Annotated in this window: 26 protein-coding genes and 3 tRNA genes; 16 read left to right on the top strand and 13 right to left on the bottom strand. The window is 65.7% G+C overall.

Going from position 1 to position 21,661, the window contains the following annotated elements; translation table 11 throughout:
• Positions 1-2 precede the first annotated feature (2 nt).
• Entirely contained in the window at positions 3-842 is an 840-nt protein-coding gene (locus E0T84_RS04680) for an endonuclease domain-containing protein (RefSeq protein ID WP_138743936.1), read from the top strand.
• 75 nt (positions 843-917) lie between these two features.
• Here E0T84_RS04680 and E0T84_RS04685 read toward each other — a convergent pair whose 3' ends face one another.
• From E0T84_RS04685 to E0T84_RS04700, 4 genes are all read right to left on the bottom strand, one after another.
• Positions 918-1,628 (bottom strand): crotonase/enoyl-CoA hydratase family protein, encoded by a 711-nt coding sequence (locus E0T84_RS04685; protein ID WP_138743937.1) that lies wholly within the window; start codon positions 1,626-1,628, stop codon positions 918-920.
• Between the two features lie 23 nt (positions 1,629-1,651).
• Entirely contained in the window at positions 1,652-2,506 is an 855-nt protein-coding gene (locus tag E0T84_RS04690) for a hypothetical protein (protein ID WP_138743938.1), read from the bottom strand.
• A gap of 73 nt (positions 2,507-2,579) precedes the next feature.
• Positions 2,580-3,569 carry a DUF2235 domain-containing protein gene (locus tag E0T84_RS04695; protein ID WP_138744023.1) on the bottom strand — a complete coding sequence of 330 codons (990 nt, stop codon included), beginning with the start codon at positions 3,567-3,569 and terminating at the stop codon, positions 2,580-2,582.
• A 239-nt stretch (positions 3,570-3,808) separates the two neighbouring features.
• Positions 3,809-4,534 carry an MBL fold metallo-hydrolase gene (locus tag E0T84_RS04700; RefSeq protein ID WP_138743939.1) on the bottom strand — a complete coding sequence of 242 codons (726 nt, stop codon included), beginning with the start codon at positions 4,532-4,534 and terminating at the stop codon, positions 3,809-3,811.
• A 134-nt stretch (positions 4,535-4,668) separates the two neighbouring features.
• On the opposite strand from E0T84_RS04700, the gene E0T84_RS04705 reads away from it, so the two are divergent.
• The 13 genes from E0T84_RS04705 (at position 4,669) to rplA (ending at position 11,238) form a co-directional block, all read left to right on the top strand.
• A complete protein-coding gene (locus E0T84_RS04705) occupies positions 4,669-5,118 on the top strand; it encodes an Rrf2 family transcriptional regulator (protein WP_138743940.1) in 450 nt (149 codons plus the stop codon).
• Entirely contained in the window at positions 5,115-6,350 is a 1,236-nt protein-coding gene (locus E0T84_RS04710) for a globin domain-containing protein (protein ID WP_075910232.1), read from the top strand. The genes E0T84_RS04705 and E0T84_RS04710 overlap by 4 nt, the downstream gene beginning before the upstream one ends.
• A gap of 110 nt (positions 6,351-6,460) precedes the next feature.
• Positions 6,461-6,533: transfer RNA gene (locus E0T84_RS04715), tRNA-Thr, on the top strand.
• A 69-nt stretch (positions 6,534-6,602) separates the two neighbouring features.
• Positions 6,603-6,676 (top strand) — tRNA-Met (locus E0T84_RS04720).
• Between the two features lie 46 nt (positions 6,677-6,722).
• The gene (gene rpmG, locus E0T84_RS04725) at positions 6,723-6,890 is read left to right on the top strand and encodes a 50S ribosomal protein L33 (protein ID WP_003881823.1); all 168 of its coding nucleotides are present in this window, start codon (positions 6,723-6,725) and stop codon (positions 6,888-6,890) included.
• A gap of 10 nt (positions 6,891-6,900) precedes the next feature.
• Positions 6,901-7,365: a (3R)-hydroxyacyl-ACP dehydratase subunit HadA gene (gene hadA, locus E0T84_RS04730; protein ID WP_075910231.1), complete on the top strand. Its 465-nt coding sequence runs from the start codon at positions 6,901-6,903 to the stop codon at positions 7,363-7,365.
• Positions 7,365-7,793: a (3R)-hydroxyacyl-ACP dehydratase subunit HadB gene (hadB, locus tag E0T84_RS04735; protein ID WP_075910230.1), complete on the top strand. Its 429-nt coding sequence runs from the start codon at positions 7,365-7,367 to the stop codon at positions 7,791-7,793. Before hadA ends, hadB begins: the two co-directional genes overlap by 1 nt.
• 13 nt (positions 7,794-7,806) lie before the next feature.
• Complete coding sequence (gene hadC / locus E0T84_RS04740) at positions 7,807-8,316, top strand: (3R)-hydroxyacyl-ACP dehydratase subunit HadC (protein ID WP_070946243.1); 510 nt, start codon at positions 7,807-7,809, stop codon at positions 8,314-8,316.
• 177 nt (positions 8,317-8,493) lie between these two features.
• A tRNA-Trp gene (locus E0T84_RS04745) sits at positions 8,494-8,566 on the top strand.
• A 69-nt stretch (positions 8,567-8,635) separates the two neighbouring features.
• The gene (gene secE, locus E0T84_RS04750) at positions 8,636-9,103 is read left to right on the top strand and encodes a preprotein translocase subunit SecE (protein ID WP_070946242.1); all 468 of its coding nucleotides are present in this window, start codon (positions 8,636-8,638) and stop codon (positions 9,101-9,103) included.
• 27 nt (positions 9,104-9,130) lie between these two features.
• Positions 9,131-9,934 carry a transcription termination/antitermination protein NusG gene (gene nusG, locus E0T84_RS04755; protein WP_070946241.1) on the top strand — a complete coding sequence of 268 codons (804 nt, stop codon included), beginning with the start codon at positions 9,131-9,133 and terminating at the stop codon, positions 9,932-9,934.
• A gap of 68 nt (positions 9,935-10,002) precedes the next feature.
• The gene (gene rplK, locus E0T84_RS04760) at positions 10,003-10,431 is read left to right on the top strand and encodes a 50S ribosomal protein L11 (protein ID WP_003881829.1); all 429 of its coding nucleotides are present in this window, start codon (positions 10,003-10,005) and stop codon (positions 10,429-10,431) included.
• Positions 10,432-10,530: 99 nt separating this feature from the next.
• Positions 10,531-11,238, top strand: coding sequence for a 50S ribosomal protein L1 (gene rplA, locus E0T84_RS04765; protein ID WP_044516013.1), 708 nt, complete (start codon positions 10,531-10,533; stop codon positions 11,236-11,238).
• 50 nt (positions 11,239-11,288) lie between these two features.
• On the opposite strand, the gene E0T84_RS04770 is transcribed toward rplA, so the two are convergent.
• The 7 genes from E0T84_RS04770 to E0T84_RS04800 form a co-directional block, all read right to left on the bottom strand.
• On the bottom strand, positions 11,289-12,527 hold the full coding sequence (locus E0T84_RS04770; protein ID WP_075910229.1) for an RNA polymerase sigma factor: 1,239 nt from the start codon (positions 12,525-12,527) through the stop codon (positions 11,289-11,291).
• 7 nt (positions 12,528-12,534) lie between these two features.
• Positions 12,535-13,230, bottom strand: a complete 696-nt coding sequence (locus E0T84_RS04775) for a YciI family protein (protein ID WP_075910228.1) — start codon at positions 13,228-13,230, stop codon at positions 12,535-12,537.
• A 94-nt stretch (positions 13,231-13,324) separates the two neighbouring features.
• The gene (locus tag E0T84_RS04780) at positions 13,325-14,185 is read right to left on the bottom strand and encodes a cyclopropane mycolic acid synthase family methyltransferase (RefSeq protein ID WP_070944341.1); all 861 of its coding nucleotides are present in this window, start codon (positions 14,183-14,185) and stop codon (positions 13,325-13,327) included.
• Positions 14,186-14,370: 185 nt separating this feature from the next.
• Positions 14,371-15,240 carry a cyclopropane mycolic acid synthase family methyltransferase gene (locus tag E0T84_RS04785; protein ID WP_070944340.1) on the bottom strand — a complete coding sequence of 290 codons (870 nt, stop codon included), beginning with the start codon at positions 15,238-15,240 and terminating at the stop codon, positions 14,371-14,373.
• Between the two features lie 179 nt (positions 15,241-15,419).
• Complete coding sequence (locus tag E0T84_RS04790) at positions 15,420-16,337, bottom strand: alpha/beta fold hydrolase (protein ID WP_070944339.1); 918 nt, start codon at positions 16,335-16,337, stop codon at positions 15,420-15,422.
• A 9-nt stretch (positions 16,338-16,346) separates the two neighbouring features.
• Entirely contained in the window at positions 16,347-17,714 is a 1,368-nt protein-coding gene (locus tag E0T84_RS04795) for an AarF/ABC1/UbiB kinase family protein (RefSeq protein WP_070944338.1), read from the bottom strand.
• Between the two features lie 52 nt (positions 17,715-17,766).
• Entirely contained in the window at positions 17,767-18,765 is a 999-nt protein-coding gene (locus E0T84_RS04800) for an oxygenase MpaB family protein (protein WP_138743941.1), read from the bottom strand.
• 76 nt (positions 18,766-18,841) lie between these two features.
• Here E0T84_RS04800 and E0T84_RS04805 point away from each other — a divergent pair, with 76 nt between their 5' ends.
• Complete coding sequence (locus E0T84_RS04805) at positions 18,842-19,450, top strand: TetR/AcrR family transcriptional regulator (protein WP_070944336.1); 609 nt, start codon at positions 18,842-18,844, stop codon at positions 19,448-19,450.
• 1 nt (position 19,451) lies between these two features.
• Here the strand turns inward: E0T84_RS04805 and E0T84_RS04810 are convergent, their stop codons facing one another.
• On the bottom strand, positions 19,452-20,051 hold the full coding sequence (locus E0T84_RS04810) for a DinB family protein (protein ID WP_138743942.1): 600 nt from the start codon (positions 20,049-20,051) through the stop codon (positions 19,452-19,454).
• A gap of 3 nt (positions 20,052-20,054) precedes the next feature.
• Positions 20,055-20,579 carry a DinB family protein gene (locus tag E0T84_RS04815; RefSeq protein ID WP_138743943.1) on the bottom strand — a complete coding sequence of 175 codons (525 nt, stop codon included), beginning with the start codon at positions 20,577-20,579 and terminating at the stop codon, positions 20,055-20,057.
• Between the two features lie 61 nt (positions 20,580-20,640).
• On the opposite strand from E0T84_RS04815, the gene E0T84_RS04820 reads away from it, so the two are divergent.
• Entirely contained in the window at positions 20,641-21,609 is a 969-nt protein-coding gene (locus tag E0T84_RS04820; protein ID WP_138743944.1) for a YafY family protein, read from the top strand.
• Positions 21,610-21,661: the final 52 nt, after the last annotated feature.

Genomic DNA, 21,661 nt, shown 5'->3' on the forward strand with positions numbered 1-21,661 from the left:
GCATGGGGGATCCATTCGTCGGAAGCGAGGCGGTGGCCTCAGGTGTGCTGACCCGCCACCAGCTGAGAACCCGGTTCGTGGCCATTCACCGCGATATCTATGTCGCGAAGGGCACCCGACCAACCGCGCTGCTGCGAGCCAAGGCCTGCTGGTTGCGGTCGCGGGGGCACGGCGTCCTGGCCGGATACTCCGCGTCGGCCTTTCACGGAGCGCGGTGGATCGACTCGAGCCTGCCCGCCTACATCATCGACAACCACAATCGCAGGCCGGCGCGAGGGATCGTCACGTGGGCAGACGCGATCGATGACGACGAGATCTGTTCTATAGGCGATATCCGCCTCACTACACCGACGCGCACTGCGGTCGATCTGGCCTGCAAGTTCCCGCAGGATCCGGCTGTCGCTGCGATCGACGCGCTGGCGAGGGCCGCTCGCCTGAAAGTGGCTGACATCGACAAGGCCCTGGACGCGCATACGGGGCGAAAGGGCATCAAGCAGGCGCGCGCCACCATCGCGCTGGTGGACCCGGGCGCGGAGTCGCCGCAGGAAACGTGGTTGCGGCTATTGGTGATTCGCGCGGGCTATCCGCGGCCGCAAACGCAATACCCGATCCGCAACGAGTACGGCGCGCTGATCGGCGAGGTCGACCTGGCCTGGCCGGAGCTCAAGATCGTCCTGGAATACGAGGGCGCTCATCACACCGATCCCGAGCAGATTCGTAAAGACATCATGCGGGTCGACGCGATGGTCGAAATGGGGTGGATCGTCGTCCGGGTCACCCGTCGGGAAGGTATGGCCACCATGCTCGGCCGGATCGCCAAAGCCTGGGCTTCGCGTGCGTAGCGCTGTGGCGGAAAAACGGCCGAAAAACCGCCGTAGCGCTTCACACGTGAGCAGACGGCCGGCCGAAAGCGCGAGCTACCCCGCGAATTCCTTTGCCAGCCCGTCGATTCCAGCCTGAATGGCGGTCAGGGCCTGGGCGCGGGCCTTGAGCTTGCTGGCCACGTGCGCCGCGGTGTGCACGGTCGCGGCAGCCTCGGCGGCCACCTCCTGGGCCCGGGACAGCACCGCGTCGGCGTCGACGACCTCGTCCACCCAACCGCCCGCGATCGCCGCGTCGCCGGTGAACACCGCCGCCATGGAGTTCGCGCGCTGAAAAGCCGCCGGCGTCAAGCGCATCCGCATGATCTCGATGGCCGCGATCGGCAGCGTCATGCCGATCTTGACCTCGTTGGCCTGGCATCGCGCCGTCGCCGCGCCGACCCGGTGATCGCCGGACAGCAGCAGAAACGAACCCATCGCGATGGCATGTCCGGTCGCGGCCATGATCACCGGCACCGGGAAGCTCAGGCACCGCACCGCCAGCTCGAAGCCGCCGGCAAGCATGCCCAGCGTCGCCGCCACGTCGCCCGAGGAGAACACACTCAGGTCGAACCCGCCACTGAAAACCTTCGAATTTCCGGCCAGCACCACGGCTTTCACCTCGCCGGAAGCCGCGCCGGCGGCCGCCTGATCGAGTGCCGCATTGATCTCGGCCTGCATCGCAGGCGACAGTGCGTTGACCTTGCCGTCATCCATCGTGATCGTGGCCACGACATCGTTGAGCTCGTAGCTCACCAGGCTGCTCATCGCACTGATGCTAGCGAGTGTCCTCAGGCCCGGTGACGCCTGCCGGACGTTGCCGCCGGTTTGATCAGATCGGTCTCGGGCTCGTCGTCGTCGTAATCGTCGTCGTCATCGTCGTCATGGCCGGCCTCGTAGCGGTTGCGCCAGCGGGACCGCACCTCGGCGCCCATCGCGTTCATGCGGTTGATCTCGTTGCGCAGCGTCTGCTCGTCGGTCTCCTTGGCCGCGTACTGGAAATACGTCAGCACACTGCGCAACAACTCCAGCTTCTGCTTCTCGCGGCGGGCCTGATCATGTGTGGTGAGCAACTCCATGCGGTCCACCGGCGGCAGCGTCGCCCAATCGAGCACCGCGGTGTTGCGCAGCTTGCGGCCACTGGGCTTGCCGGGCGCGCCCGGCTCGTCGTAGTAGGTGATCGCGCCGTCGAAGCGCGACGCGATGGCCTCGCCCAGTTGCTTACGGTCCAAAGCCGAATCCCACACGATGCGCCACTCTTGCGACGGCGCCAGATACGGAATCTCGGAAGGCAGGTTCAACGGCACGATGTCGACGAAGTTGTCGTCGTAGGAGCTTTCGTACTTGCCCACCGTCGGCGGGTTCGCGAACTCGAACCGCAACCCGTAGGCCGGCCGTTGCCCGTAGTTGCGCACGACCAGTTCGATCAGGTGCCAATCGGCACTGCTGGGCTCCATGAACATCGACACATTGGGCTGGGTCAGCTCGGCCTGCCGTTCCTTGGCCTTCAAATACTGCCGCCACACATAGATCAGCGCGATGACGATGACGATGATCGCCACCCATGCCGCGAGCGCAGTCCATGCACCCGGTTCGAAACTAGCCAACTCACGCCCCCGCTCCGTGAATGAATCGATGATCCCCACCAAGTGGGTATATCACGGACTTTCAGCGGGGGCAGCGGTCCGGCTCAGCAAACTTCAACGAAAACCGGCGGTCTCACGACGCGACGGCGGTGAGAATGTCGCGCTGCACGGCGGCGGTGACGGGAGTGTGCATCAGGCGCTCACCGCGGGCGAGCCACTCGACATCGGCCCACTCGATACGCGCGGGCAGTCGCCGCCAATAGTGCGGGTGCGAGCGCAGGTACACCTCCACGCTGGCGTGCACCTTGGCGTGCAGCGGAGCCCGGCGTCGCCCGATCGGCGGCGCCGTCCCGGCCAGGGCGTCGAGATCGGTGGGGCAGGTGCTGTTGTCGACCACCTGAAGCCCCGCGGTGAGGGCCCCGTCGAGTATCCAGTCGAGTGCGATATCCGACAGCGGCCAGCACGCACCGGTGCCGCCGGTGACATCGCGGCGGGTGCCTCGGAACCAGACTTCGTCGAGATGTTCACAGAACCGCATGGTCCGGCGGCCGCCGTCCACCGCCACCGCATGCCGGCCCGATTCCACGGTCGGCAGCGGACCCATCCGCTGCTTGGTGCCCGGTGTGGTGGTCGCGTTCCACAGCCCGACGAACCGCACCGGTACGGCGGGGTCGTGGTCGCCGACGAGTTGCGCCGCCAACACCCTGACCTGCCGCCAATCCTGAGGGGTGCGCGGGGTGCGGGGCAGTACGTAGGTGGCCAGCGCGTAGTCCAGTACGTCTGCGGAATGTGCCGGCAACAAGCCGACCGTGCCGAGCAGGGTGGTCAGCTCGCCGGCGCGATGCCCGCCCTCGCCGCCGCCGAACACGAAGATCCGGTCCCCGGGATCCCACGCGTCGCCGAGGAATCGGTACGCCTCGACGATGGCCGCCCGGGCTTCGCTGGCGGCGTCGCCGCGGCGGCCCGGCGTGATTCGTCTACCGTGCCGCATTGCCGCGCCGCTGTGATACCAGGTCAGCTGATCGGCGCTGTCCAGCAACCGGAACAACATCTCGGTATTCGATGCGTCACGGAGTCCGGGATGTTCATCTGTGTGGTCAAAGCACAGCACGATGTTCTTCACGGTGACCCCCGGCGGGACTGTCAAATACTGCTCAACAATTGCTGACAGCTACTTTGCCGGGTCTGTGCTTCGGTGTCCTGAGTATTGCACTACTCGAATCGCGCAAAAGGACGCTTACTTCCTATTGCAACGGCTTATGCAACGAAATCGGTGGCAGATCGGTCGCTGCAAGGTGGAATTGCCCCGTTACGGGACCGTAGGTTCAGTGGATTCCGCATTCGGGCCGGTTGAACCCATTTTCAGCCACCCATCAGCATGTGCCATTGCTCAAGGTTCGATGCCCGATACACGTAGTTGCTGCGTTTGACTTCATCGAGCGGCGCACTCGGCTCCGCCGAGTACCAGTGGCCGGGGAACACGGTCGGGTCTCCGGGCAGCTTGGCCAACGCCTGCAGGCTGCGGAACATGTCGTCGACGTTGCCGCCGGGAAAGTCGGTACGCCCGCACCCATCGAGGAACAACGTGTCGCCGGCGACCAGGCGGCCGTCGAGCAGGAAGCACTGACTACCCGGGGTGTGGCCCGGGGTGTGCAGTAGCTCGATCTGTACCGCGCCCACCGAAACCGTGTCGCCGTGGACGTGCCCGGTCAGCTCGCTCGGCGCGATCCCGGTGACCTTCGAGACCCAATCGGCCTCGTGGGTGTTGACATGGACCGGCACGCTCTGGCGTTCCAGCAGCTCGGCGAGGCCCTTGAGGGTGAAGCCCATCATGGTGCCGCCGACGTGGTCGGGGTGGTGGTGGGTGACCAGCACCCCGGACAACCGCATGCCGTCGCTCTCGATGACGTCGACGAGCTCGTTGGCGGCGTAGGCCGGATCGACCACCACGGCATCGCCTGTCTCGCGGTCGCCGATCAGGTAGGAGAAGTTGCGCATCTGCTGGGCGATCGGGTCGCCGGCCGCGTAGTCGCGACCCGACAACAACTGCCGGAAGTACAAGCGGCCTTGCGCCTTGGGCTCGGACATGTGTTCAGGGTATTAGTGCTCCGGATCTCCTTCTGCGCGCATCCCCGCAGGTCCAAAAACCGCACGTCATGGCGTGTTTGAACCCACACCGATAAAACTGGTATCAGAAATGCGGAATTACTAGCGTCACCGGTATGCACCTCACCCGGTTCACCGACCTGGGACTGCGCACGCTGATGCTGCTGTCCTCGGGCGAATCCGAGGACCGACGCATCACCACCCGCACCATCGCCGCGGGGGCCAACGCGTCCGAGCACCACGTCGCCAAAGCCGTGGCCAAGCTCTCCGATCTCGGCATGGTGCACGCCCGGCGGGGTCGGGTCGGGGGACTGGTGCTCACCGACGCCGGGCGCAACGCCTCGATCGGCTGGCTGGTGCGCGAACTCGAAGGTGACCGTGAGGTCATCGAATGCGGAGGGGAATCCCCGTGCCCGCTCATCGCGGCCTGCCGACTACGACGCGTGCTGGCCGACGCCAAAGAGGCCTTCTACCGCGAACTCGACCGCTACACCGTCACCGACCTCACGGCAGACAGCCGCCTGCCGATCGTTTTACAAATCACAACCGAAGGGAATCTCCGATGACCGTCACCAGCCCCGAGCCGTCTGCGGTACGCGACGAACTCGAGCCGAAGCACGCCGAAATCGTCTCGGCGACACTGCCTCTCATCGGCGCGCACATCGACGAGATCACCTCGGAGTTCTACCGCCGCCTGTTCGCCAACCACCCCGAACTGCTGCGCAACCTGTTCAACCGCGGCAACCAGGCCCAGGGTGCCCAGCAGCGCGCGCTGGCGGCCTCGATCGCCACGTTCGCCACCCATCTGGTCAACCCCGACCTGCCGCACCCGTCGGCCCTGCTGGCACGCATCGGCCACAAGCACGCCTCGCTCGGCATCACCGCCGACCAGTACCCGATCGTGCACGACAACCTGTTCGCCGCGATCGTGGAGGTGCTGGGCGCCGAGACCGTGACCGCCGAGGTGGCCGAGGCCTGGGACCGGGTCTACTGGATCATGGCCGACACGCTGATCGCGCTGGAGCGAGATCTGTATGCGGGGGCCGGCGTCGAACCCGGTGACGTCTTCCGGCGGCTGCGCGTGATCGCCCGCGTCGACGACCCGTCCGGTGCCGTGCTGGTCACCGTCCGCGCCGATGAGCCTGTCAACTTCCTTCCCGGACAATATGTTTCGGTCGGCGTGACACTGCCCGACGGGGCCCGCCAGCTACGCCAGTACAGCCTGGTCGGCGCACCCGGGTCGGCCGATCTGACCTTCGCGGTCAAACCGGTCGACGCCGTCGCCGATCAGCCCGCGGGCGAGGTGTCGTCCTGGATCCGGGCCAACCTGTGCGTCGGTGACCTGCTCGACGTCACGGTGCCGTTCGGCGACCTCTACAACGGCGGCCGTCCCGACGGCCCGCTGGTGCTGGTCTCGGCGGGAATCGGTATCACCCCGATGGTCGGCATCCTGGAATTCCTGGCGGCCGAGGCGCCCGACGCCCAGGTGCGGGTCCTGCACGCCGACCGCAGCGACAGCGACCACCCGCTGCGCGAGCGTCAGCACGAGCTGATCGATGCGCTGCCGGGCGCGAGCCTGGACCTCTGGTACGAGGACGGCGTCACCAGTGGCAGCCCCGGAGTTCACGCCGGCCTGCTCAAGCTCGACGGCATCGAACTGCCTGCCGACGCCGCCTACTACCTGTGCGGCGGGGCCGGATTCGTCGAGGCGGTCCGCGCTCAGCTGAGCGCCCGCGGAATCGCCCACGAGCGGGTGCACTGCGAGCTGTTCGCGCCCAACGACTGGCTCCTGGACTAGCCGAACAGCGAAAACAGCTCCTCGGTAGCCGCGTTGACCTGCGGTTTGGTGCGGCTGCCGGGGAGGTTGTACCCTCTTTAAGGCCCCGCAGCCGCAACGCTGCGGGACAAGCCCCCTTAGCTCAGTCGGCAGAGCGTTTCCATGGTAAGGAAAAGGTCAACGGTTCGATTCCGTTAGGGGGCTCGGTGGACGCCAGGCGAGCGAAGCGACGCAGGAGTATCCCGACGTGGAGCCCCACCTGGAACCATCCGGGGCGGTGTAGCTCAGCTGGTTAGAGCGCACGACTCATAATCGTGAGGTCGGGAGATCGAGCCTCCCCACCGCTACAGGAACATCAAAAGCAGAGCGTGATTTTGAGCAGGGAGAACTGACGTGGCGTCGAGTACCGACGTACGGCCGAAGATCACTTTGGCGTGCGAGGTGTGCAAGCACCGCAACTACATCACCAAGAAGAACCGCCGCAACGATCCCGACCGGCTCGAGATCAAGAAGTTCTGCCCTAACTGCGGCACCCACCAGCCGCACAAAGAGTCGCGGTAGCCAAACGCCCGTGGCTCTATCGACCAGCATCGTCGGGATGCACTATCGCTATCCTGAGCACTACGAGGTCGGGCGCGAGAAGATTCGCGAGCACGCGATCGCGGTCAAGAACGACGGTGCGTTCTACCACGACGAAGCAGCCGCAGCCGAGCTCGGCCACGGCTCGCTGCCTGCGCCGCTGACCTTCATCTGCATTTTCGGGTACCAGGCGCAATGGGCCTTCTTCGAGTGGGCCAACATCGGCATCCAGGACGCCCAGATCGTCCAGGTCGATCAGGAGCTGAAGTTCCTCAAGCCAGTTTTGGCCGGGGACAAGCTGTACTGCGACGTCTACGTGCATTCAGTGCGCAAAGCGCACGGCACCGACATCATCGTGACCAAGAACATCATCACCAATGACAACGGTGAGGTGGTCCAGGAGGCCTACACGACCCTGGCCGGGCGTGCGGGTGACGGAGAAGAGGGTTTTAACTGATGGCGCTGCGCGAGTTCAGTTCGGTCAAGGTCGGTGACACGCTTCCGGAGCGCGTGATCCCGCTGACCCGCGGAGATCTGGTCAACTACGCCGGCGTTTCCGGTGACCTCAACCCGATCCACTGGGACGACGAGATCGCCAAGCAGGTCGGCCTCGACACCGCGATCGCCCACGGCATGCTGACCATGGGTGTCGGCGGCGGCTACGTCACCGAATGGGTCGGCGACCCGGCTGCGGTCAAGGAATACAACGTCCGGTTCACCGCCGTCGTGCCGGTGCCCAACGACGGTGTGGGAGCTGAGATCGTGTTCAACGGACGTGTGAAGTCCGTGGACCCTGAAGAGAACCTGGTCACCATCGCCATCTCGGCGACCGCAGGCGGAAAGAAGATCTTCGGGCGCGCCATCGCGACCGCAAAACTGGCGTAAGGAGTTCTGGGCCATGGCACTCAAGGCTGACATCCGCGGAATGGTCTGGAAGTATCCGTACCCTTTCCTCATCGGCCGCGAGCAGATCCGTCAGTACGCCAAGGCGGTCAAGGCCATGGACCCGGCCAGCCACGACGAGGCGGCCGCGGCCGAACTCGGTCACGACGCCCTGGTCGCTCCGCTCACCTTCGCCTCCACTCTGGCGCTGCTGGTTCAGGAACACTTTTTCCAGAACGTCGACGTCGGGATGGAAACCAAGCAGATCGTCCAGGTGGACCAGAAATTCGTCTACCGTAAGCCGCTCAAGGCCGGCGACCAGCTGCATGCGGTCATGACGATCACGTCGGTCGAGGAGCGCTTCGGCGCCGACATCGTCGTCACCCACAACGTTTGCACCGATGACGACGGCGAAGTGGTGCTGGACGCCTTCACCACGATGATGGGTCACGATGCCGACGATTCCATCTCGGTGAAGTGGGATCCCGAAACCGGCAAGGTCGTGCGGAAGGCCGCCGGGGAGTGAGCGTCATCAGTGGGCGCGATTAGGGTCTGACACGCGCGCCGGGGTACACTCGGCACTCGGGGTTTTTCCCATTTCAGCGCGCTGTCCGTCGACTTGACCATCGAGCGATCGGAGAGCGCGCGAATTGTGTGAGCCCCGGCGCAGTACGGTGGCACAAGCGCCAGCAGTCACCAACAGAGGGGCGTAGCTCAACTGGCAGAGCAGCGGTCTCCAAAACCGCAGGTTGCAGGTTCAAGTCCTGTCGCCCCTGCTCAAACTGAATACTCGACAACGTGTGGACACTGGAAGGTGACACACAAACCAGGATGAAAGGCATGCGGTGAGCGACGAGCGCGAAGGTGCCGGCTCCGCAGACGACACTGGAACCGACGCCGGCACCGAGACCGGGGCAACGGACACCACGCACGGCCAGACCGCTGTGGTGACCCGGCCGCTGCGCCCGACCGGCAAGCGGACCCGTCGTGGCGTGGCTGCTGAGGCCGACAGCGACGAGGCCGCAGAAGGCGACGCGTCGAGCGAGGATGCCACGGCCGACTCCGGCAAGTCGAAGAAGGCCAAGAAGAACGCGAAGGCCCGCAAGACCGGCCCGTCGCGGAACCCGATCATGTTCGTCGTCAACTACCTGCGGCAGGTCGTTGCCGAGCTGCGCAAGGTGATCTGGCCGAACCGCAAGCAGATGGTCAGCTACACCACGGTGGTGCTGGTCTTCCTGGTGTTCATGGTTGCGCTGATCTCCGGCGCCGACCTTGGACTGGCGCGGCTGGTGTCGCTGGTGTTCGGCACCTGATCTGGAATTTGAGAGAGGACTGACAACGTGACCACGTTCGACGGCGACGAGACATTCGCCGACGAGACCGTTGACGGCGTCGAGTCGCAGACCGACGAGGTGACCGAAGGCCAGGAAGCCGTCGAGGCGACCGATGCGGTCGACGAGACCGGCGCTGCCCCGGCCGAGGAAGCCACCGATGAGGCGCCTGCGGTCGACGAAGACGAGGACCCGGCGGTCGCGCTCAAGAAGGAGCTGCGGCTCAAGCCCGGTGACTGGTATGTCATCCACTCCTACGCCGGTTACGAGAACAAGGTGAAAGCCAATCTCGAGACCCGCGTGCAGAACTTGGACGTCGGCGACTACATCTTCCAGGTGGAGGTGCCCACCGAAGAGGTCACCGAAATCAAGAACGGCCAGCGCAAGCAGGTCAACCGCAAGGTGCTGCCGGGCTACATCCTGGTGCGCATGGAGCTCAACGACGAGTCGTGGGGCGCGGTCCGCAACACCCCGGGTGTCACCGGGTTCGTCGGTGCCACGTCGCGCCCGTCGCCGCTGTCGCTCAACGACGTGGTGAAGTTCCTGCTGCCGCAGGGCGCGGCCAAGAAACCCGCCAAGTCCAGCGCCGCCGCAACGACCGGTGCCACCACCGAGGCGACCCTGGAACGGCCCGAGATCCTGGTCGATTTCGAGGTCGGCGAGTCCGTCACCGTCATGGACGGCCCGTTCGCGACGCTGCCCGCCTCCATCAGCGAGGTCAATGCCGAACAGCAGAAGCTCAAGGTGCTGGTCTCGATCTTCGGCCGCGAGACACCGGTCGAACTGACCTTCAACCAGGTCTCCAAGATTTAGTCGCCACAGCGGCTAAAAACAACGGGCGTTCACGCCCTTGGATGAGCAAGTAAAGGAACACCAGAAGCATGGCCCCGAAGAAGAAGGTCGCCGGGCTCATCAAGCTGCAGATCCAGGCCGGGCAGGCCAACCCCGCCCCGCCGGTCGGTCCTGCGCTTGGCCAGCACGGCGTCAACATCATGGAGTTCTGCAAGGCGTACAACGCCGCGACCGAGTCGCAGCGCGGAAACGTCATCCCCGTGGAGATCACCGTCTACGAGGATCGCAGCTTCACGTTCGCACTGAAGACCCCGCCCGCCGCCAAGCTGCTGCTCAAGGCAGCCGGTGTGCAGAAGGGCTCGGGCGAGCCGCACAAGACCAAGGTCGCCAAGGTGACCTGGGACCAGGTGCGCGAGATCGCCGAGACCAAGAAGGCCGATCTCAACGCCAACGACATCGACGCTGCGTCGAAGATCATCGCCGGCACCGCCCGGTCGATGGGTATCACCGTCGAATAACGGAGCGGATCGACCCGACACCGGGTTCGAGTAACGCATCCCAGTGGGAGGGCTGGCATCGGCCCGCACCACGACTCCAAGAACACGATTGGATTTCAAATGAGCAAGAACAGCAAGGCATACCGCGAAGCCGCGGAGAAGGTCGACCGGGACAAGCTCTACACCCCGCTTGAGGCCGCGAAGCTGGCCAAGGAGACCTCCTCCAAGAAGCAGGACGCCACCGTCGAGGTCGCCATCCGCCTCGGCGTCGACCCCCGCAAGGCCGACCAGATGGTCCGCGGCACCGTCAACCTGCCGCACGGCACCGGTAAGACCGCTCGCGTCGCCGTGTTCGCCGTCGGTGAGAAGGCCGAGCAGGCGCTGGCCGCCGGCGCCGACGTTGTCGGCAGCGACGACCTGATCGAGAAGATCCAGGGCGGTTTCCTGGACTTCGACGCCGCGATCGCCACCCCGGATCAGATGGCCAAGGTCGGTCGGATCGCCCGCGTGCTGGGCCCGCGCGGTCTGATGCCGAACCCCAAGACCGGCACCGTCACCCCCGATGTCACCAAGGCTGTGGCCGACATCAAGGGCGGCAAGATCAACTTCCGCGTCGACAAGCAGGCCAACCTGCACTTCGTGATCGGCAAGGCGTCCTTCGACGAGGCCAAGCTGGCCGAGAACTACGGCGCCGCCCTCGACGAGGTGCTGCGTGCCAAGCCGTCGTCCTCGAAGGGGCGCTACCTCAAGAAGGTGACCGTTTCCACCACCACCGGCCCGGGCATCCCGGTTGACCCGTCGGTGACCCGGAACTTCACGGAGGCGTAGTCCTTTTGGTCGAGTGGCCAGTTGTGACACAAGATTCCTCGAATCGCGTGTCACAACTGGCCATTCGCCGTTTCTGGGGTCAGCTCGGCGATGCGGCGACGCAGGAACGCCCGCGCCGGTTCTGACGTATTGGCGCCCTCGACCGCAATCCGATACCACCGCAGGGCTTCGTCCGGCCGGGCCGCGCGGCGCAGCAGATCCGCCCGGATCGTGGCGACGGTGTTCGTCCGGGCCAGCCGGGGATCGTCGGTGACCTCGTCGAGGGCGGCCAGGCCGGCATCGAAGCCATCGCGAAAGCCAACGGCGAGTGCACGATTGGCGCGCACCACGGGGGAGTCTGTCATCGCGGCCAAGCGGTCGTAGGCCAGGCAGATGGTGGCCCAGTCGGTGTGCTGCCATGACGACGCCGTCGCGTGCAGCGCCGCGATCACCGCTTGCGGCAGGTAGGAACCGGTGGCTCCGTCGGCCAGTCGCAGGTGGTCCAAACCCCGCGCGATACGTCCCCGATTCCAGTGGCTGCGGTCCTGCTCGTCCAGTGGTATCAACGCGCCGGCCTCGTCCACCCGGGTGCGGCGTCGTGAATCATGCAGCAGCACAAGGGCTGCGAGCGCATGGGCGTCGCGGTTGCCGGGCATCAGCGAACACAACTCGCCGGCGAGCCGGACTCCCTCGTCACACAGCTCGTCGCGGATGGCCGACGGACCGCCGGTGGACCAGTAGCCCTCCGTGAACACCGAATAGATGCAGCCGAGCACATGCGGTATGCGTTCCTCCAGAAGCTCCGGTGGCGGCACCCGCAGCGGAATGTTGGCGTTGCGAATCTTGTTCTTGGCCCGGGTGATTCGCTGTCCGATCGCGGAATCGGACTGCAGCAGGGCGCGGGCGATCTCGGTTACGGTGAGCCCCGAGATCAGCCGCAGCGTCAGGGCCAGTTGCGAGCCGCGGTCCAGTGCGGGATGTGCGCAGGTGAACATCATCCGCAGCTCGTCATCGTGCACCGGGTGCAGCTCTGCGTCGCCCGACGCGTTCACCTGCTCGTACACTGCTGCGAGTTCCTTTCCGGGACGGGCGGATTCACGCCTGAGCCGGTCCAGGGCTCGATTGCGCGCCACCGTGGTCAACCAGGCACCGGGATTGCCCGGCGTCCCCTCGGCCGGCCACACTCGCAGTGCCTGCGCGCAGGCCTCCTGGACGGCGTCCTCGGCCACGGTGAGATCACCCGACCACCGCGCCAGGGCGGCAACCGCCGGGCCCCACTCGCGCCGGAAGACGCCGTCCAGCTCAGACACCGAACGACTACAGGCCCGCGACGCCCGACAACTGACGAACCTCGATGGCCGAGGCCGGAATCATCGAGGCCAATTTGACCGCCTCGTCGCGATCGGACGCCCGCAACACGTAGAAGCCGTTGGCCACCTCGGCGCCCTCGACATAGGGCCCGTCGGTCAGCAGCACCTTGCCGTCCCGCACCCGCACCGTGGTGGCGGTTGACGGCGGATGTAGCGGCGCACCGGCCAGCGTCCGGTCACCGATGGTCTTGGCGAGTTCGACGTGTAGGCCCGCCTGCTCGTTCCACTCGTCGGTGCCCGGCGTGTTGACGGCCTCAGGCGGTTCCAGCAGCAGCGCCAGCCAATCGGTGCCGAGCGGCTGCTCGGGTGCCTGCCAATGGACCATCGGCCACACCTCGACCGCGCCGAACTGGGCGACCGGGATGTCGCGGGCCAGCGCCAGCGCTTCGTCGAGATTGTCGGCCTCGAACACGTAGTAGCCGCAGGCCACCTCGGCGCCCTCGGCGAACGGGCCGTCGGTGATGGTCGGGTGGTCCGGACCGCCGTCGATACGGGTGGCGGGGGCGCTTCTGTCGAGCGCGTCGCCGGCCCGGATCGACGACTTGGCCTTGTCGTGAAATGCCTGGAAGGCAGCCATGCCTTCGGCCTGCTGCTCGGGCGCGAGTTCCACGTCCTGGCTGATCAGTAATGCGAAGTAGTGCATCGTCGTCTCCCGGCGTCAGCGAGTGAGAACCGTCTGTTCCACTCTCTACCTATCCGACGAACGATGCTGCCGGGATCCGACAGGCCGCGCGAGATTACTTCTGCAGGGTGAACTGATGCACGCTGATGTGGCCCGAGGCGAAGTACTTCTGGCAGCCGTTGAGGTACTTGTCGTAGCGGTCGTAGACCTCCTGGCCCTGGATCGCGATGGCCTCGTCCTTGTGGGCCTCCAGCGCGTCGGCCCAGATCTTGAGGGTCCGAACGTAGTGCGGGCCGATCTCCTGCAGCTGGGTCACCTTGAACCCGGCTTCGATCGCCTTTTCCTGCTCCATCGCCACCGAGGGCAGCCGGCCGCCGGGGAAGATCTCGGTCATGATGAACCGGGCGAACCGGGCGTCTTCGAATGTCATGTGCAGGCCGAGCTTCTGACCTTCGCGAAGATCGAAACCCGTGATGTTGTGCAGCAACATCACCCCGTCGTCGGGCAGCGCGTTGTAGGCAGTCTCGAAGAACGCCGGATAGCGCTCGAACCCGAAATGCTCGAACGCCCCGATCGACACGATGCGGTCGACCTTGTCGTTGAACTCTTCCCAGCCCTGCAGCCGAACCTCGACGTTGCGCTGCGTGGGTACCTTGGAGAGCTTTTCGATGGCGTACTCACGCTGCTCACCGCTCAAGGTCAGGCCGATGACATTGACGTCGTACTTCTCGATCGCCCGAGCCATGCACGCGCCCCAGCCGCAACCGATGTCGAGCAGAGTCATGCCGGGCTCGAGGCCCAGCTTGCCCAGGGCAAGGTCGAACTTGGCGAGCTGAGCCTCGTCGCCGGTCATGTCCTCGCGTTCGAAATAGCCACACGTGTACCCCATCGTGGGGCCTAGAAATAATTCGTAGAATTCGTTTGAAATGTCGTAGATCGACTGCAGTTCTTCGTATTTCGGTGTCAATTTGGACATATTCGAAATGCTCCAAGCTGTAGAGTTCTCCCCGCGGGTCTCAGAGTACCGCAGGCCGGAACGGAGATCGTGTTGCCGCTCGCATCAACCTATTTCGTCGGCAAACAAGATCACTTCACCGCATCGTCATTTTTCCCGCCGGTGCCTGCGGGAATGCAGCAAGGCGCCTTCTTTGGCGAAGGAAATCACCCCGCGACATGCAGGGTGAACTGGTTGACGTCGGTATAGCCGACGCGGAAGAGGTTCGCGCAGCCGGTGAGGTATCGCAGGTAGCGGTCGTAGACCTCCTGCGACTGCGCCCGCACGGCCTCGTCGCGGTTGGCCTCCAGGTTCGCCGCCCACAAGTCGAGGGTGCGCGCGTAGTGCGGCTGCAATGACTGCCGGCGCGTCAGGCAGAACGAGGCCCGTCGCGCATGCTCCTCGACCATCTCGATCGTGGGCAGCCGTCCGCCGGGAAAGATCTCGGTGAGGATGAACTTGATGAACTTGGCCAGCTCGAACGTGAGCGGAATGCCCCGCTCGTGCGCGTGTCGGGGATGTATCGCGGTGATGGTGTGGAGCAGCATCACCCCGTCGTCCGGCAGGGCGCGGCGGGTGAAGCGGAAGAAATCGTCGTATCGGTCGGGGCCGAAATGCTCGAACGCTCCGATCGACACGATCCGGTCCACCGGCTCGTCGAACTCTTCCCAGCCGGCGAGCAGCACCCGCTTGGTGCGCGGGCTGTCGCTCAGGTCGAACAACTTCTGGACGTGAGCGGCCTGATTACGGCTGAGCGTGAGTCCGACGACATTGACGTCGTATCGTTCGATCGCGCGGATAAGCGTTGCACCCCAACCGCATCCGACATCGAGCAGCGTCATTCCGGGCTGTAGGCCGAGCTTGCCGAGTGCCAAGTCGATCTTCGCGGTCTGCGCTTCCTGTAGCGACATGTCATCACGTTCGAAGTAGGCGCAGCTATAGGTCCTGGTGGGGTCCAGGAACAGGGTGAAGAAATCGTCGGACAGGTCGTAATGGGCTTGTACGTCGTCAAAGTGGGGCTTGAGCTTTCCCGGCATATCGGACACGCGCTACCTCTCGGGCAGAGACCGACCGAGGTGAGCTGCGCTACGCCACGTCTTGACCTAGCGGCCCCCCAGACTGCTGCTGAAAACAGTAGGGCGAGTGTTGCCAGCTACCCAGCTTTCAAAACCTGGCAAAAGCCGATTTCGATAATTAACGTTGCGGATGCAGAGAATCAGTTTGACTGGGCAAAATTCGTCTTGAGCTCACCGACGATCTCGTCCCACACCGGTTCCGGTAGCTCGTGACCCATGCCGTCGATCAACACCAGGCGCGCGCCGTCGATGGCCCGGGCGACCGCGCGGCCACCGAACGGACGCATCAGCCGATCGGAGCGTCCGTGGATGACCACGGTGGGTGCGCTGATCTGCCGGTTGTGGTGGCGCAGACTGCCGCTACCGAGGATGGCGTCGAAGTGTCTGGCGATTCCGGCCGGGTAGTAGGCGCGGTCATAAAGCTCGGCGGCCTCGGCCCGGATCACCTCTTCGGGCGTGGGATAGCCGGGGCTGCCGTTGATCTTGCTGATCCGAACGGCGTTGTCGATGACGGCTTCTCGCGAAGAATCGGCAGGCGGACCGGTGATCACCGAAAGCAGTTGTTTGATGCCGGGCGGCGGCAGCAGGGGCTGGTTGTTGCTGGAGAAGATCACCGCCAGCGACTTGGTGCGCCCGGAGTGCCGGGACGCGACTATCTGCGCGATCATCCCGCCCATCGAGGCGCCGACGATGTGTGCGGTGTCGATGTTGAGGTGATCGAGCACGGCGGCGGCATCATCGGCGACGTCTTCGAGCGTGTAGACCGCCGGGCTGCGCAGGCCCAGGAACGACCGGGCCATCCGCAGTGGCAGCGGGGAGTCGACCCGCTTGCCGGACAACTTGGTGGACAGGCCCACGTCGCGGTTGTCGTATCGGATGACGCGCAAACCCTGGTTCACCAGCTTTTCGCAGAAACCGGTGCGCCACAACAGCATCTGTGCGCCCAGTCCCATGATCAGCAGAACGGCCGGATCGTTCGGGTCACCCATGTCCTCGTAGTAGAGGTCGACGTCGCCGGGTTCCGCGGACGACTTGGCGAATCCGGTTCGCACCTTCATGCCGGCCATTCAGGCGTCGATCCCCGGATCGGATTCATTGTGTTCCCGGCTGATATCCACCATGAAGTTGGCGAAGTACCCGGTGAGCTGGGGGTCGTTCATCATCTGCCACTTCGGCGCCAGCAGCTTCATGTAGCGCTCGACGTAGAGGAACTGCTTGCCGATCAACACCAGTTCCCGGGGCAGTTTGACGTCGTAGGCATCGGCCAACGCCGAGAGCTGCTTGCCAATTTCGGCGTAGGACATATCGCCGAGCGACTTCATCGTGAGGGGGGTAGCGAACTTCTCCAGGTCCTTGGCGGCCTGCGCCTCGGGTTTCACCGTCCCCACGGCCCCCATCAGCACCACGATCTTGCCGGCGGCCGCGTGGTCCTTCTTGACCAGCAGGGCATACACGAGCTCGCGCAGCAACCACCGCGTGCGCGGGTCGATGCGGCCCATGATGCCGAAGTCGAAGAACACCACCTTGCCGTTGTCGTCGACATAGAGATTGCCCGCGTGGAGGTCACCGTGGAACAGGCCGTGTTTGAGCCCGCCCTCGAACACGCTGAACAGCAGGGCCTTGACCAGCTCGGTGCCGTCGAAGCCCTTCTTGCGGATCGCGGCCACGTCGTCGATACGGACCCCGGTGACCCGCTCCATCGTCAGCACCCGCGGACTGGTCAGATCCCAATACACCTGGGGGACCCGGATGTTCTCGCCGAGCGGGGACGCGTGCATGTGCGACACCCAGGCGTCCATCGACTGGGCCTCCAGCCGGAAGTCGAGCTCCTCGGCCAGATTGTCGGCGAAGTCGGCGACCACGTCCTGAGCCGAGAGTCGCCGCCCCAGCTTGGCCAGCTCCACCAGTTGCGCGCCGCGCTTGAGGATCTGCAGGTCAGCGGCGACGCGGCGGCGGATGCCGGGACGCTGGATCTTGACCACGACCTCCTCGCCGCTGTGCAGCGTGGCGTAGTGCACCTGCGCGATCGAGGCCGATGCGAACGGCTTCTCGTCGAAACTCTTGAACAGGTTCGAGGGCTCGTCGCCGAGTTCCTCGACGAAAAGCCGGTGGACCTCGTCGGTGTCGGCCGGTGGCACCCGGTCGAGCAGGCTGCGGAACTCGCGGCTCAGCGGCTCACCGAAGGCGCCCGGGCTCGACGCGATGATCTGGCCGAACTTGACGTAGGTGGGGCCCAGGTCGGAAAAGGTCTGCGGCACCTGCTTGATGATCTTCTGCTGCAGGGATCCGCCGCCGAAGATGTTGGCGGCGACCCGGACCCCGGTGCGGGTGATCTGCCATCCGGTGGCGCCGATACGGGCGGCTTCCACGGGCAACGGCACCCGACTCAACCTGGCGACCTCGCGGTGCTTGGTTTTCGGCGGCGTAGTGCTCATAGCTGCAGTGTCTCAAAGGCCACGGTGCGGCCAAAAACATCTGTGCTGTGCGTCACACCGATGCGAAACTCTCTTCGACCTCTTCGCGGCTGCGAACCGGGTCGCTTCCGGGTACGTAGGTGGGCTCGGTGTGCGGCACGGTGGTGCCCTGCGCGACGCGCTTCTGCGCCGCCCGGAACTCCAGCGTGGTACCGGCCGCGGTGTGCAGGCCGTTGATGATCGACCACACGATGGCGCGTCGACCGGCCCGCTCGATCGGGTTGGGGTCGGTGTGCCCGATCAGTTGTTTGGCCCACTTGGGCATGGTGTCGCGGATCGCCCAGTCCACCGCGCTCTGCGGCATGGGCAGGTTGGAGCCGGTGGCCATGGCCGCGCCGTGGGTCAGCGCCAGCTTGGGCAGATACGACTCCAGGCAGTCCAGTGTCTCGGCCTTGGTCTCGGGCAGGTCAGTGCCGCCCAGCGCGTGCCCGACCCGGACGAACTCCCCGTAGTAGCGGTCAAGTTTCTTACCGCGCAACGGGTTCGGATGGTAGATCTCGTGTGCGGTGGCCAGCCCCCACACCACGGTCGCGTAGTTCCAGCGCAGCCAGTCCGGATCGTCGGCGTCGTAGGCCGCGCCGTCGGGGCGGGTGCCCTTGATGGTGTGATGCATGGCGCGGACGGTCTGGGCCACCCGCTCGGCGGTCTCGGTGTTGCCGTAGGCGGTGCCGATGAAGAACGCGATCGAGTGGCCCAGCCGGACCGCCGCGCCCTGCGGATCGATCTGCGGCACGGCGACCCCCGTCTCGGGGTCGCGTTTGACCAGCCGCGAATGGTGCATACCCATCCAGTAGATCGACGGATCGAGGCGCTCGATATACGCCGCGCACTGCAGGCCGAAGATCAACGCCTCGGTGTGCGAATGGACATGCCAGACGGCACTGCCGGGGCCGAACCACCCCGGATCGCCGGCCGGACCGGCGAACTCCATGCCACGGAAGTAGTGCTGACGGACGTCCTTGTCGAACTTGCGCTGCAGCATCTGCTCGAGCACCTGGTGTGGCATGTCCACCGCGGACCCCTTTCTGATCACGTCTGTAGCCAGAATACATTTTGGGTACGGGTGTGACCAGATCTAATCTGAGGCAATGGCCGGAACATCCACCCCGACCCGATGGGCCGGCGTGCCGCTGCCGGACCGCCGCGCCGAGCGCCGCGCGCTGCTGATCGACGCGGCGTTCCGGCTGTTCGGGGACGGTGGTGAGGCAGCGCTCTCGCTGCGCTCGGTGTGCCGCGAGTGTGGCCTCAACACCCGCTACTTCTACGAGAGCTTCGCCGACACCGACGACCTGCTCGGCGCGGTCTACGACCAGGTGAGCTCGGCTTTGGCGGCCGACGTCGACGCGGCCACGGCCGCCGCGGGCGACTCCGTGCCGGCCCGCACCCGGGCCGGGATCGCCGCGGTGCTGGGCTTCAGCTCGGCCGACCCGCGCCGGGGGCGCGTGCTGTTCACCGATGCCAGGGCCAACCCGGTGCTGGCCGCGCGGCGCACGGCCACCCAGGACCTGCTCCGTGAGGCGGTGTTGTCCGAGGGCGGTCGGCTCAATCCGGGGTCCGACCCCGTCGCCGCCCAGGTCGGCGCGGCCATGTACACCGGTGCGATGGCCGAGCTCGCCCAGCAATGGCTGAGCGGAAACCTGGGCGACGACTTGGAGCTCGTGGTGGACTACGCGCTGCGGTTGGTGCTGGCGCGCTAGGTCAGACGGCGGCGGGCCGCCAGCGCTTGATCCAATCGGTTTCGGGCCACCGCTCCTCGGCTGCCATCAACTCGTACATCGTTGCGCAGTCGATGGATTCGCGGATGATGTCGGCATGCCCGGCATGCCGGCTGAGTTCCTCGATCAGGTGCATGGCGACCCACCGCACCGACCAGTTGTCGACGTCTTGCGGGAACCACGGCACGTTGTGGGGCACCGGAACCGGGGTGTCGAGGTCTTTGTCGGCCAGTACCCGCAACGTCTCGGCGTTCTGGGCCTTGAGCGCTTCGAGCAGGCCGGCCAGGGTCTCGTGCTCGTGCATGACGTACTGGTCGGCGTAATCGGCCATCTGCTCTTCCATCGGCCGGGGATCCGGCGGCGGGAACTGCGGGGCGTGCTCGGCGCGGGCGGTCCAGCCCTGCTGCATGCCGGTGACATGCTTGATCAGTCCGCCGATCGACAACGCGCTCACCGACGGCGTGGACCGCGCCTGCTCATCGGTAAGGCCGTGCGCCACCGCGAAGAACGCGTTCTGCTGAAAGGCGACGAATGCGACCAATGTGTTGCGCTCGTCAACGGCCGGCGCGGGCATTCCTGGCATGGTTCAGTTCTCCTTGTTGTGGGTTGAGTGGGCGTAAAGGTCACGGATGCAGGCGATCTCGGCGCCGTGGTGGATCACTTCGCGGTTGATGTGCAGAACCAACTCGGCCATCGGATGCTCGGACCACGGGCCCTCGGCCGGACCGACCGGCTTCGCCAGATCATTCTCGTCGAGGCTTCTGACCCCGTCGATCCAATTTCGGTACGCGTCGTCGAGTTGTTGCAGGGCGGTGGCGGCGTCGGTGGCGTACGGCCACGACTCGTAGTCCGCCGGCGGTCCACCGAAGTGTGAGTGGCTGCGCATCGCCAAGACGCCGACGATCACGTGTGCCAGCCGCCACGCGATGGTGGTGAACGGTTCCGGCTGCGGCGGTGGATACCTGAAGTCGATGGCGCCGTCGCGGTGGACCGTCCAGCAGTCGGGCACCGGTTGCCAGAAATATTCGTCGTCGGTCAGGCCGTCCAAGCGGGGCCTCAGTTGGTGGGTCCAGTGGAAATCCAGTTGGTCGGCGAGCAGGTGTGTCCGCATGGGAATACCGTCTCACCCATATAGGACAGTTCCGGTCCTAAAAGTGGGGCAGACTTCTCGCATGGCGGTGAGCACTGAAACCACCAGCCGGGTGCTGCAGCTTCTGGGCCTGTTGCAGTCGCGTCGGGTCTGGACCGGTGAAGAGCTGGCCCGGCGGCTCGATGTCACCACCCGCAGCGTCCGCCGCGATATCGAGCGGCTGCGCGAGCTCGGTTACCCCGTACACGCCGGAAAGGGGCCGGCCGGCGGCTACCAGCTGGGCGCCGGTGCGGCCCTGCCGCCGCTGCTGCTCGACCCCGACGAGGCCGTCGCCATGGCCGTCTGCCTGCGGCTGGCCGCCGGCGGCAGCGTCGCCGGGGTCGGTGAATCCGCGCTGCGGGCACTGTCCAAACTCGACCAGGTCATGCCCGCGAGGTTGCGTTCACAGGTCTCGGCAGTGCACGACGCGACGGTGACGCTGGCGCCCAACTCGTCGGACGCGCCGGTGGAACCCGATGTGCTGATGGCACTGGCCCGGGCCTGCCGCGACCACGAACACGTCAGCGCCGACTACACGGACATCCGAGGCAACCACACCCAGCGCAGGCTGGAGCCCTATCAACTGGTGACCACGGGACGGCGCTGGTACCTGATGGCCTATGACCGTGACCGTGAGGACTGGCGCAGCCTGCGCCTGGACCGGATGTCGGCGGTGGCAGCGCGCGGCAGCACCTTCGCGCCCCGGGAGGCTCCGGACGCGGCCGAATACGTGGGGCGCTCGATCAGCTCCTCGCCATACCGTTACCGCGCCCGGGTCCGCTACCACGCCCCGCAAGCGGTTGTGGCACAGAAGTTTCCGCCGGCCTCGGCCACTGTCGAGGCCGACGGGCCCGACGCCTGCATCGTCACCGCCGGGGCCGACGACCCCGAACGCATGGTGCTCTACTTCGCCACCGTCGGCCACGACTTCGAGGTGCTCGAGCCGCCCGAGGTGGCCGCCGCCGTGCGCGCCGTGGCCGACCGCCTGCGTGCCGCTGCCGTCCGCGAATAGACCTGAAACTGCCCAAAATCCAGCTGAAACGGGCACGTCTGTCCGGCGGACA

Origin of the sequence: Mycobacterium sp. DBP42 (assembly GCF_005924235.1) — a bacterium.
In the GTDB taxonomy this organism is placed as follows: Bacteria; Actinomycetota; Actinomycetes; order Mycobacteriales; family Mycobacteriaceae; genus Mycobacterium; species Mycobacterium syngnathidarum.

Excerpts from the sequence above, each read along its gene's own strand:
- E0T84_RS04680 (WP_138743936.1), top strand. The coding sequence starts at position 3 with ATGGGGGATCCATTCGTCGGAAGCGAGGCGGTGGCCTCAGGTGTGCTG.
- E0T84_RS04685 (WP_138743937.1), bottom strand. The coding sequence starts at position 1,628 with ATGAGCAGCCTGGTGAGCTACGAGCTCAACGATGTCGTGGCCACGATC.
- E0T84_RS04700 (WP_138743939.1), bottom strand. The coding sequence starts at position 4,534 with ATGTCCGAGCCCAAGGCGCAAGGCCGCTTGTACTTCCGGCAGTTGTTG.
- E0T84_RS04705 (WP_138743940.1), top strand. The coding sequence starts at position 4,669 with ATGCACCTCACCCGGTTCACCGACCTGGGACTGCGCACGCTGATGCTG.
- E0T84_RS04710 (WP_075910232.1), top strand. The coding sequence starts at position 5,115 with ATGACCGTCACCAGCCCCGAGCCGTCTGCGGTACGCGACGAACTCGAG.
- hadB (WP_075910230.1), top strand. The coding sequence starts at position 7,365 with ATGGCGCTGCGCGAGTTCAGTTCGGTCAAGGTCGGTGACACGCTTCCG.
- hadC (WP_070946243.1), top strand. The coding sequence starts at position 7,807 with ATGGCACTCAAGGCTGACATCCGCGGAATGGTCTGGAAGTATCCGTAC.
- rplK (WP_003881829.1), top strand. The coding sequence starts at position 10,003 with ATGGCCCCGAAGAAGAAGGTCGCCGGGCTCATCAAGCTGCAGATCCAG.
- rplA (WP_044516013.1), top strand. The coding sequence starts at position 10,531 with ATGAGCAAGAACAGCAAGGCATACCGCGAAGCCGCGGAGAAGGTCGAC.
- E0T84_RS04775 (WP_075910228.1), bottom strand. The coding sequence starts at position 13,230 with ATGCACTACTTCGCATTACTGATCAGCCAGGACGTGGAACTCGCGCCC.
- E0T84_RS04780 (WP_070944341.1), bottom strand. The coding sequence starts at position 14,185 with ATGTCCAAATTGACACCGAAATACGAAGAACTGCAGTCGATCTACGAC.
- E0T84_RS04785 (WP_070944340.1), bottom strand. The coding sequence starts at position 15,240 with ATGCCGGGAAAGCTCAAGCCCCACTTTGACGACGTACAAGCCCATTAC.
- E0T84_RS04790 (WP_070944339.1), bottom strand. The coding sequence starts at position 16,337 with ATGAAGGTGCGAACCGGATTCGCCAAGTCGTCCGCGGAACCCGGCGAC.
- E0T84_RS04795 (WP_070944338.1), bottom strand. The coding sequence starts at position 17,714 with ATGAGCACTACGCCGCCGAAAACCAAGCACCGCGAGGTCGCCAGGTTG.
- E0T84_RS04805 (WP_070944336.1), top strand. The coding sequence starts at position 18,842 with ATGGCCGGAACATCCACCCCGACCCGATGGGCCGGCGTGCCGCTGCCG.
- E0T84_RS04810 (WP_138743942.1), bottom strand. The coding sequence starts at position 20,051 with ATGCCAGGAATGCCCGCGCCGGCCGTTGACGAGCGCAACACATTGGTC.
- E0T84_RS04815 (WP_138743943.1), bottom strand. The coding sequence starts at position 20,579 with ATGCGGACACACCTGCTCGCCGACCAACTGGATTTCCACTGGACCCAC.
- E0T84_RS04820 (WP_138743944.1), top strand. The coding sequence starts at position 20,641 with ATGGCGGTGAGCACTGAAACCACCAGCCGGGTGCTGCAGCTTCTGGGC.